This window comes from Streptomyces longispororuber (genome assembly GCF_014656095.1).
Taxonomy (GTDB): Bacteria; Actinomycetota; Actinomycetes; order Streptomycetales; family Streptomycetaceae; genus Streptomyces; species Streptomyces longispororuber.
In genome coordinates, this window is the sequence record NZ_BNBT01000231.1 from 1 (window position 1) to 9,175 (window position 9,175).

The 9,175-nt window shown below is 74.1% G+C and carries 11 protein-coding genes; 8 read left to right on the forward strand and 3 right to left on the reverse strand.

What is annotated here, in order from left to right; all coding sequences use genetic code 11:
* Positions 1–255 precede the first annotated feature (255 nt).
* The 3 genes from IE330_RS36515 to IE330_RS36525 are packed head-to-tail and all read left to right on the forward strand — an operon-like array spanning position 256 to position 2,289.
* Entirely contained in the window at positions 256–759 is a 504-nt protein-coding gene (locus IE330_RS36515; protein WP_190140486.1) for a DUF2771 domain-containing protein, read from the forward strand.
* Positions 723–1,436: a futalosine hydrolase gene (locus tag IE330_RS36520; RefSeq protein WP_190140487.1), complete on the forward strand. Its 714-nt coding sequence runs from the start codon at positions 723–725 to the stop codon at positions 1,434–1,436. Before IE330_RS36515 ends, IE330_RS36520 begins: the two co-directional genes overlap by 37 nt.
* Entirely contained in the window at positions 1,429–2,289 is an 861-nt protein-coding gene (locus IE330_RS36525) for a 1,4-dihydroxy-6-naphtoate synthase (RefSeq protein WP_190140488.1), read from the forward strand. Before IE330_RS36520 ends, IE330_RS36525 begins: the two co-directional genes overlap by 8 nt.
* 189 nt (positions 2,290–2,478) lie before the next feature.
* On the opposite strand, the gene IE330_RS39945 is transcribed toward IE330_RS36525, so the two are convergent.
* Positions 2,479–2,862, reverse strand: a complete 384-nt coding sequence (locus tag IE330_RS39945; protein WP_190140489.1) for a cold-shock protein — start codon at positions 2,860–2,862, stop codon at positions 2,479–2,481.
* A gap of 192 nt (positions 2,863–3,054) precedes the next feature.
* Here IE330_RS39945 and IE330_RS36535 point away from each other — a divergent pair, with 192 nt between their 5' ends.
* Entirely contained in the window at positions 3,055–3,318 is a 264-nt protein-coding gene (locus IE330_RS36535) for a hypothetical protein (protein ID WP_190140490.1), read from the forward strand.
* Here IE330_RS36535 and IE330_RS36540 read toward each other — a convergent pair.
* On the reverse strand, positions 3,282–3,956 hold the full coding sequence (locus tag IE330_RS36540) for an HAD family hydrolase (RefSeq protein WP_190140491.1): 675 nt from the start codon (positions 3,954–3,956) through the stop codon (positions 3,282–3,284). The genes IE330_RS36535 and IE330_RS36540 overlap by 37 nt on opposite strands.
* Positions 3,957–4,177: 221 nt before the next feature.
* On the opposite strand from IE330_RS36540, the gene IE330_RS36545 reads away from it, so the two are divergent.
* From IE330_RS36545 to IE330_RS36560, 4 genes are all read left to right on the forward strand, one after another.
* Entirely contained in the window at positions 4,178–5,176 is a 999-nt protein-coding gene (locus tag IE330_RS36545; RefSeq protein WP_229926182.1) for a FecCD family ABC transporter permease, read from the forward strand.
* A 74-nt stretch (positions 5,177–5,250) separates the two neighbouring features.
* On the forward strand, positions 5,251–6,297 hold the full coding sequence (locus tag IE330_RS36550) for a FecCD family ABC transporter permease (protein WP_190140496.1): 1,047 nt from the start codon (positions 5,251–5,253) through the stop codon (positions 6,295–6,297).
* On the forward strand, positions 6,294–7,241 hold the full coding sequence (locus IE330_RS36555; RefSeq protein WP_190140492.1) for an ABC transporter ATP-binding protein: 948 nt from the start codon (positions 6,294–6,296) through the stop codon (positions 7,239–7,241). Before IE330_RS36550 ends, IE330_RS36555 begins: the two co-directional genes overlap by 4 nt.
* Positions 7,238–8,215, forward strand: a complete 978-nt coding sequence (locus IE330_RS36560) for an ABC transporter substrate-binding protein (protein WP_190140493.1) — start codon at positions 7,238–7,240, stop codon at positions 8,213–8,215. Before IE330_RS36555 ends, IE330_RS36560 begins: the two co-directional genes overlap by 4 nt.
* Positions 8,216–8,327: 112 nt before the next feature.
* Here the strand turns inward: IE330_RS36560 and IE330_RS36565 are convergent.
* Positions 8,328–9,175: hypothetical protein (locus IE330_RS36565; protein ID WP_190140494.1), on the reverse strand; the 848-nt coding region annotated here is incomplete at its 5' end.

The following is a 9,175-nucleotide window of genomic DNA, read 5'->3' on the forward strand; positions in this document are numbered from 1 at the left end:
TGAGGACGAGGCCGCCAGGCCGATCACGCCCGCAGGTGACGGCCGTGGGACGCGGGACGCATCCAGCCCGTCCGGCGATTGAGGACGAGGCCGTCAGGCCGATCATGCCCGCAGGTGACGGCGGTGGGACGCGGGGCGGATCCAGCCTGTCCGGCGTTTGAGGACGAGGCCGGAGGCCGATTGGGGGCGGGTGGGTGGGAGCGCGCCGGGGTGGCCGCCGCCCGAGGCCCAGGGGCCAGGAGATAGCCTTCCGGCATGACCTCCCTGGTACCCCGCTCAGCGCGCAGCCGCCGCGCCGTCGCCACCCTCGGCGCCGTCTCCGCCGGACTGCTCGTCCTGTCGGCCTGTGACAAGCCGACGCCGCTGGCCACCGTGACGGTCGGCAGCGAGTCCGTGCACTCCGAGGCCACCTGCTACGAGGACGGCAAGGAGCTCAAGCCGTCCGCCGTACAGGACTGCCTGAAGGACAAGAAGGACATCAAGTCCATCACGGTCGACCCGGACGAGAAGGTCCGCTTCGGCGTCGACCCGGAGATCGCCGACAAGGGCTGGACACTGCTGATGAACGGTCAGCCGCTGACCGAGGCCAGCAAGAAGACCTACGTCGTCATCCCGGGCAGCGTGTTCTTCAACCAGCAGTACGGCGGTGGCAACTCCGCCACGACCGTCAGCCTGCTGGAGGGCGGCAAGAGCGACAGCGGCGAGCCGAAGGCCACCGGCCTGTGGTCGTTCAAGCTGAAGAAGGACAAGGACGCCTGACCGGGCCCGGGCACGCCCCACGCATCCTGGTGGCCACCGCGGTCCCCGCCGAACGGGACGCGGTGGCCTCCGGCCTGCCCGCGTCCGGGGTGGTGGACGTCGTCGCCGTCGGCGTGGGCCCCGCTGCCGCCGCCGCGGGCACCGCGCGCGTCCTCGCGACCGCCGCCGCGGCCGGGACGCCGTACGAGCTCGTGGTCTCCGCGGGGATCGGCGGCGGGTTCCCGCCCCACGCCCCGCTCGGCTCGCTCGTCGTCGCGGACGCGGTCACGGCCGCCGACCTGGGCGCCGAGACGCCGGACGGGTTCGTGCCGGTCACCGCGCTCGGCTTCGGGCGCGTCACCCACGAGCCGCCGGCCGCGCTGGTACGGGAGCTGGCCGCCGCCTCGGGGGCCGCGACGGGCACCGTCCTGACCGTGTCGACCGTGACCGGCAGCGCCGGGAGCGCCGCCGCGCTGCGCGCCCGCCATCCGCGGGCCCTCGCGGAGGCGATGGAGGGCTTCGGCGTCGCCGAGGCCGCCGCCGCGCTCGGGATACCGGTGGCCGAGGTCCGCGCCGTGTCCAACGCGGTGGGCCCGCGCGACCGCGCCGCCTGGCGCATCGCCGACGCGCTGGCCGCGCTCACCGAGGCGTTCGGGAAGTTCACGCCCGTACTGGAGAGTTGGAACAGGCATGACTGAGACCTCCCCCGACCCCCTGCGCATCGCGTACTCCCCCTGCCCCAACGACACCTTCGTCTTCGACGCCTGGGCGCACGGCCGCGTGCCGGGCGCGCCCGCGCTGGACGTGACGTTCGCGGACATCGACGTCACCAACGGCATGGCCGAGCGCGGCGAGTTCGACGTGCTCAAGGTGTCGTACGCCGTGCTGCCGTACGTCCTCGACGAGTACGCGCTGCTGCCGTGCGGCGGGGCGCTCGGGCGGGGGTGCGGGCCGCTGGTGCTGACCCGGGAGCCGGGCCTCGACCTGAGCGGCAAGAAGGTCGCCGTGCCGAGCGAGAAGTCGACGGCGTACCTGCTGTTCCGGCTGTGGGCGGCGGACGTCCTGGCGGACGGCGGCGTCGGGGAGATCGTGGTGCTGCCCTTCGACCGGATCATGCCCGCCGTGCGGGACGGGGAGGTCGACGCGGGGCTCGTCATCCACGAGGCGCGGTTCACGTACCGGAACTACGGGCTGCACCGGCTCGCCGACATGGGCGAGCACTGGGAGGCCACGACGGGGCTGCCGATTCCGCTCGGGGCGATCATCGCGAAGCGGGCGCTGGGGGACGGCGTGCTGCGGGGGCTCGCCGATGCCGCGCGGGCGTCCGTGCGGGCGGCGTGGGACGACCCCGAGGCGTCGCGTCCCTATGTGCTGGCGCACGCGCAGGAGATGGATCCCGCCGTGGCGGATCAGCACATCGGGTTGTACGTCAACGAGTTCACGGCGGATCTGGGGGAGGACGGGTACGCCGCTGTGCGCGGGCTGCTCACCCGCGCCGCGGCGGAGGGGCTGGTTCCGGCCCTGGCGCCGGGGGCCCTCGCCTTTCCGTGACGTCCGGTTGCCCACGCGGGGCGCCCCAGGCCCGCCCCTTTCCCGAAACTGGGGCTCCGCCCCAGACCCCGCTCCTCAAACGCCGGAGGGGCTGGAACTTTCGCCGGACGGCACGGGAGAGTTTCAGCCCGTCCGGCGTTTGAGGACGAGCGCGCAGCGCGATACGGGGTCCAGGGGGCGGCGCCCCGGTTACACGTCGAGCTGGTCCGCGACGGCGCGGAGGAGGCCGGCGATCTTCGCGCCGGAGGCCTTGTCGGGGTAGCGGCCCTTCTCCAGCATGGGGGTGATGTTCTCCAGGAGGGTGGTGAGGTCCTGGACGATGGACGCCAGTTCGTCCGGTTTACGGCGCTGCGCCGCCGCGACGGACGGGGTCGGGTCGAGAAGTGTCACCGAGAGTGCCTGGTCACCGCGCTGCCCCGCGACCACGCCGAATTCCACGCGCTGGCCGGGCTTGAGTGTGTCGACGCCTTGGGGCAGTACGGAGGAATGCACGAAGACGTCACCGCCGTCGTCGCGGGAGAGAAAGCCGAAGCCCTTCTCGCTGTTGAACCACTTGACCTTGCCGGTAGGCACGTGAAGTCCTCGTCCTCGTACTAGTCGTCGTATCGGTAGCCGCACCGCCGCAGGCGTGGTCCCGGGGCGAAAACGGCTCTGGACAGCACTACAGCGGGTCGCGCGACCCGCCGGCACCAAGACTATTGGTCCCGGGGCCGGTGACAAGACGTCCCCGGTTTCTTCCTACGCGCTGGGAACTACCCTGGTGCGGTGCGTGACAAAACCCAAGCGAATTCCACCGGACCGGGCGACGGCCTCGTACGGATTGGCGCGATCGTTTTCTTCGTCGGTGCCGTGGCCACGCTGGTCACGGTCGCCCCGCTGTTCCTGGGCGGCGATCCCTTCCCATCGGTCGCCTATGCCGTGTGCATGCTGATGGGAGTGGGTTTCCTCGTCGCCGCCGCGGGCGTGCTGCGCGGAATCGCCGCCCAGCGGCGTCAGGCGCGCTCCACGTCGGGCACTTCCGCCACGTGAGCGGCGAGCCAGTCCGGGAACTGGCTCAGATCGTCGAGTACGACGTCGGCGCCCGCCGCGCGCAGTTCACCTGCGTCGCACGGCCCCGTGGCCACCGCTACGGACAGCGCCCCCGCCGTACGCGCCCCGCGTACGTCCCCGGTGTGGTCGCCGACGTACACCGACGCCCCGTGCGCGCGCAGGGCCTGCGCCTTCCGCTCCGCCCACAGGTCGCCGACCACGGCGTCCGCCGGGATGCCCAGGTGGTCGACGTGGAGTTGGGCGTTCGGCTCGTACTTGGCCGTGACGACGATCGCGCGGCCGCCCGCCGCGCGCACCGCGGCCACGGCCTCCCGCGCCCCGGCGAGCGCGGGCGTCGCGGCGATGGCGTATGTGGGATACATCTCACGGTAGAGGTTCGCGGTCGCCACGACCTCGTCGGCCGGGAACCAGTGGGCCAACTCCTGTTCCAGGGGCGGCCCGAGCCGGGTGATCGCGAGGTCTGCGTCCACGTACCTGCCGGTCCGCTCGGACAGGGCCACGTAGCAGGCGCGAATACCGGGCCGTGAGTCGATCAGGGTCATGTCGAGGTCGAAGCCGACGGTGAGCGGGCCACGGCCCCCGGCCGTCCGCCCGGCCGGTGCAGTCCGAGAGGTCATGGCGCCCATTGTGCCGAGGGGCCACCGGGCAGCGGGGTGCCGGGGGCCGGGCAGCCGGACGGCCGGGCCCCCGGAGCCGGGAGTGCCGGAGGCCGGGGGCGGGACGACGGGTCACCCTTATGCTTCTTAGCCAAGCCTTACCAACCCTCCAAGGCCTGGCCAAGACCCCGGGCCCGGCTCCCGCGCCCCGCCCCGACCCCGACCCCGAAACGAGCCAGCCGATGCGTGTGAACGCCAGACGCGCCGTCGTGATGACGGCGGCCGTCGTGGCCCTGCTGCTCGCCGTCCTGTTCAGCCTCGCCGTCGGCGCCCGCGCCATCGCGCCGTCCGCCGTCCTCGACGCCCTGCTGCACGGAGGGCACAGCGACGCGGCCGAGGTGGTCCGGGAGATGCGGGTGCCGCGCACCGTGCTCGGCGTCATGGTCGGCGCCGCGCTCGCCGTCGCGGGCACCGCCCTGCAGGGCATCACCCGCAACCCCATCGCCGACCCCGGCATCCTCGGCATCAGCCAGGGCGCGTCCGTCGGCGTCGTCTTCGCGATCGCGTACGCGGGCACGCACACCCTGACCGGCTACGTCTGGTACGCCTTCGCGGGCGCGGGCCTCGCGGCCGTCGCCGTCTACGCGATCGCCGCCGGCGGCCGGGGCGGCGCCACCCCCGTCAAGCTCGCGCTCGGCGGCGCCGCGCTCAACGCCCTGCTCGTCTCCGTCACCACGGGCGTCCTCACCACCAAGGCGTCCGCGCTCGACGAGTTCCGCTTCTGGCAGGTCGGCGCGCTCTCCGGCCGCGACGCCACGATCGTGCACCAGACCTGGCCGTTCCTGCTCGCCGGTCTCGTGCTGGTCCTCGCCGTGGCCCGCGGCCTGGACGCCCTCGCGCTCGGCGAGGACGTCGCCAAGGGCCTGGGCCAGAACGTCGCGCTCGTCCGCGTCGTCGGCGGCCTCGGCGCCACCCTCCTCACCGGCGCGGGCGTCGCCGCCGCGGGCCCCATCGCCTTCACCGGCCTCGCGGTCCCGCACATCGCCCGCGCCCTGGTCGGCAGCGACCACCGCTGGGTGCTGCCGCTGGCCGCCGTCCTGGGCCCGGTGATGCTCCTCGCCTCCGACACGGTCGGCCGGATCGTCTTCCCGCCGAGCGAGGTCCCGGCGGGCGTGATGACCGCCCTGATCGGCGTCCCGTTCCTGGTCACCCTGGTCCGCAGGAAGGCGGTGGCGGCGTGAGCGTCGACTCCCGTTCCGGACCGGCGTCCCGCCGGGCCGGACAGCCGGGCGGCTTCCTCGCCGCCCCGCGGGGCGTGCGCCCCGCCGGGTACGCCGTCCTGCGGTTCCGGAAGGCCGCCTTCCTGGTCCACCGCCGGGCCACGGCGGTGGCCGCCGTCCTCGCGGTCCTCCTGGCCGTCGCCTGCCTGGCGTACCTCTGCGTCGGCGAGGCCTTCGTGCGGCCCGCCGAGGCGCTGAAGGTCGTCCTCGGCCACCCCTCCCCCGACGAGCTGGTCGTGGGCACGCTCCGCGCCCCCCGGATGGTCGTCGGCCTGCTCGTCGGCGCCGCCTTCGGCGTCGCGGGCGCGCTCATCCAGACCGTCGCCCGCAACCCCCTCGCCAGTCCGGACATCATCGGGATCAGCCAGGGCGCGAGTGCCGTCACGGTCGCGGCGCTGACCTTCGGCCTCACCTCGTACACCGTGCTGCCGTACGTCTCCGTGGCGGGCGGCGTCCTGGCCGCGCTGCTCGTGTACGCCTTCGCCTGGCGCGGCGGCCTGCACGCCACCCGGTTCGTGCTGATCGGCATCGGCTTCGCGATCGCCCTGCGGTCGGTGACGACGCTCTTCATGACGAAGGGCGACTACCTCGTCGCGCAGCAGGCGCAGATCTGGATGACCGGCTCCCTCAACGGCCGCGGCTGGCCCGAGGCCGAACCCCTCGCCCTGACGCTGCTGGTGCTGCTCCCGGGCGTGGCCTGGGCGGCCCGTGCCCAGCGCACCGTGTCCATGGACGACGACACGGCGACCGCGCTCGGCGTCCGGCTCGGCCGGGTGCGCACCGGGCTCGTGCTGCTCGGCGTGGTCCTCGCGTCCGTGGCGACCGGCGCCGCCGGGCCCGTCGACTTCGTGGCGCTGCTCGCCCCGCAGATCGCCCGGCGCCTCACCCGTACCGCGCAGATCCCGCTGGTCGCCTCCGCGCTGCTCGGCGCGCTCGTCGTCGTCCTCGCCGACCTGCTGGCCCGGCGGCTGTTCTCGCCGACCGAGCTGCCGGTGGGCGTCCTCACGGCCGCCATCGGCGCGCCGTACCTGATCTGGCTCATCGTCCGCAGCCGTACCGTCCGCAATGGAGGCACCGCGTGACCGCCCCCGCCGAGACCGGCGCCCGTCTGAGCGCGCGCGAGCTGACCCTCGCCTACGAGGACCGTACGGTCGTGCACGCCCTCGACCTCGCGATCCCCGACGGCCGGGTCACCGTCATCGTCGGCCCGAACGCCTGCGGCAAGTCCACGACGCTGCGCGCGCTCGGGCGGCTCCTCAAGCCCAGGGGCGGTGCCGTCCTCCTCGACGGCGAGGAGCTCGCGAAGCTGCCGACGCGGCGCATCGCCCAGCGCATCGGGCTGCTGCCGCAGACGCCGGTCGCGCCCGAGGCCATCACGGTCGCGGACCTGGTGGCGCGCGGCCGCCAGCCGCACCAGCGGTGGTGGCAGCAGTGGTCGGACGCCGACGAGCGGGCCGTCACCGAGGCCATGGAGCGCACCGACGTGACCGCGCTGGCCGAGCGGTCCGTGGACGAGCTGTCCGGCGGGCAGCGGCAGCGCGTGTGGATCGCCATGGCGCTCGCGCAGGAGACGGAGCTGCTCCTCCTCGACGAGCCGACCACCTACCTGGACATCGCGCACCAGGTCGAGGTCCTGGACCTGGTGCGCCAGTTGAACCACGACCGGGGCCGCACGGTGGCCGTGGTCCTGCACGACCTGAACCAGGCCGCCCGGTACGCGGACCACCTCGTCGCCATGAAGCAGGGCCGGGTGGTCGCGGAGGGCGCCCCCGCGGACGTCGTCACCGCGGAGCTGGTGCGGGACGTCTTCGGCCTGGAGTGCGTGGTCGTCCCCGACCCGGTGACGGGGTCCCCGCTGGTGGTGCCCGCCGCGCCCTGGCAGGCCCCCGCGGAGCGGGAGTCCCCTCGCGACGCCTCCCCCGACACCCCGCTCGACACCTCCCCCGGCACCCCGCTCGACGCCCCGCCCGACACCTCCCCCGACACCCCGCTCGACGTCCCTCACGACGGAAGGTCCTCCTCATGACCGGTTCCCCCCGCCGCGCCCGTACCGCCGGCGCGCTCGCCCTGACCGGCGTCCTCGCCGTGCCCGCCCTGGCCGCGTGCGGCTCGTCCGACGACGGCGAGAAGTCCGGCGCGGGCCGTACGCACGTGGTGAGGACCGCCATGGGCGACGTGAAGGTGCCGGTGGCGCCGAAGCGGGTCGTGGTGCTCGACACCGCCGAGCTGGACTCCGCGCTCACGCTCGGCGTGAAGCCGGTCGGCGCCACCCACGTCGACGCCGCCGGCGGCTTCCCGAGCTATCTGCCCGAGGGCGAGCTCAAGGGCGTCAAGGACGTCGGCGAGATGATGAACCCCAACCTGGAGGTCATCGCCGGGCTGAAGCCCGACCTCATCCTCACCTCCAAGGTCCGCCACGGGGCGAAGTACGACGCGCTGAAGAAGATCGCGCCGACCGTCATGACGGAGACCACCGGGTACCCCTGGAAGGAGAACTTCCAGGTGCACGCCGACGCGCTCGGCAGGAAGGCGGAGGCGAAGAAGACCGTCGCCGCCTACGACGCGCACGTCAAGGAGGTCACCACGGCGGTCGGCGGCCCCGCGAAGGCCAAGGCCACCGAGGTCAACGTGGTGCGCTTCATCGAGGGCGCCGACATCCGCATCTACGGCGAGCAGTCGTACATCGCCACCCTCCTGAAGGACGTCGGCCTCGGCCGGGCGCCCATCGCGAAGAAGGCCAAGGACGGCTTCTCGTACGACGTGAGCCCCGAGAAGATCGACCTCGCCGACACCGACGTCATCTTCCGGTCCACGTACGGCGATCCGAAGAAGGCCAAGCAGACGCAGACCGTGAACAGCGGCCTGTGGAAGAACATGAAGGCCGTGAAGTCCGGCAACGTCCACGCCGTCGACGACGAGCTGTGGATCCAGGGCATCGGCTACACGGCGGCCGACAAGATCCTGGACGAGATGCGGACGCTGCTGACGAAGAAGAAGTAGCGCGACGGGCCCGCCCCGCGGCGCGTGGGCGGGTCCGTTCCCGCCCGGCGGGCGTCGGGCGGGTCCGTTCCCGCCCGCACGGGCCCGTCCCGCGCCCGTGCGCCCGTACGCGCTACTCCGGCGGCCGGGTCCGCTGCGAGCGCCACACGAGGAACAGCGCGGAGGCGACGGCGGCGATCCGCACGATCCACGGCCAGGTCTCCTCGACCGCGGCGTTCATCTGCCCCTTGGCGATGGGCTCGCCCCACTTGCCCTGCGCGCGCCCCCACAGCCAGCCGATGCCGCCCGCCACGGCCAGCGCGGGCAGCGCGATGACCGCGGCCTTCTTCTCGGCGGAGCCGAGCTTGCGCGAGACCCAGGCGACGACCCAGCCGCCGCCCAGCGCGAACCAGTTGCCGATCACCGCGCCGACGACGAGCGCGACGGCGGCGAGGAGCAGGACGGGGTTGGTCAGGGAGCGGACGCCGGCGAGGGCACCGGCCACGGCGGGCGCGGCTTCGACGGCGGGGTCCTGGCCGGGCGCGGGGGCGGCGGGCGCGGGGGCCCGGTTCTTCCTGGCGGACAGGATGCCCTTGGTGAGGGAGGGGCGCGGGCCGGGGCGGCGCGGGTCCGTGGCGCCGAGGGTTCCGACACCCTCCGGGTCCGCGACGGGCGCCGCTCCTTCCGCCGCGGCGATCCCCTTCTCCTGCTCGGCCTTCTCGCCGTCGCCGTCGAGCGGCGGCCGCCTCAGCATCTCCGGGATCTCCACGCCGCCCACGAACCCGGGCACGGCGTCCGCGCCCTCCAGCGGGACGCGCTCCACCCGCCACCAGTCGGGCTGCAGATCGGCGCCGGTGTCGCCCAGTTCGTCGGTGCCCGCGAGGTGGGGCGGGGCGGGCCGCGGTTCGGGGGCCGCCGGTACGGGCCCGGCGGGCGCCGCGGGCGCGGCCGGGCCCGGCGTCCCGGAGGCCTTGCGCGGCC

Bases quoted from the DNA above. Each gene is read 5' to 3' on its own strand.
- IE330_RS36560 (WP_190140493.1), top strand. From the start codon at position 7,238: ATGACCGGTTCCCCCCGCCGCGCCCGTACCGCCGGCGCGCTCGCCCTG.
- IE330_RS36525 (WP_190140488.1), top strand. From the start codon at position 1,429: ATGACTGAGACCTCCCCCGACCCCCTGCGCATCGCGTACTCCCCCTGC.
- IE330_RS36515 (WP_190140486.1), top strand. From the start codon at position 256: ATGACCTCCCTGGTACCCCGCTCAGCGCGCAGCCGCCGCGCCGTCGCC.
- IE330_RS36545 (WP_229926182.1), top strand. From the start codon at position 4,178: ATGCGTGTGAACGCCAGACGCGCCGTCGTGATGACGGCGGCCGTCGTG.
- IE330_RS36540 (WP_190140491.1), bottom strand. From the start codon at position 3,956: ATGACCTCTCGGACTGCACCGGCCGGGCGGACGGCCGGGGGCCGTGGC.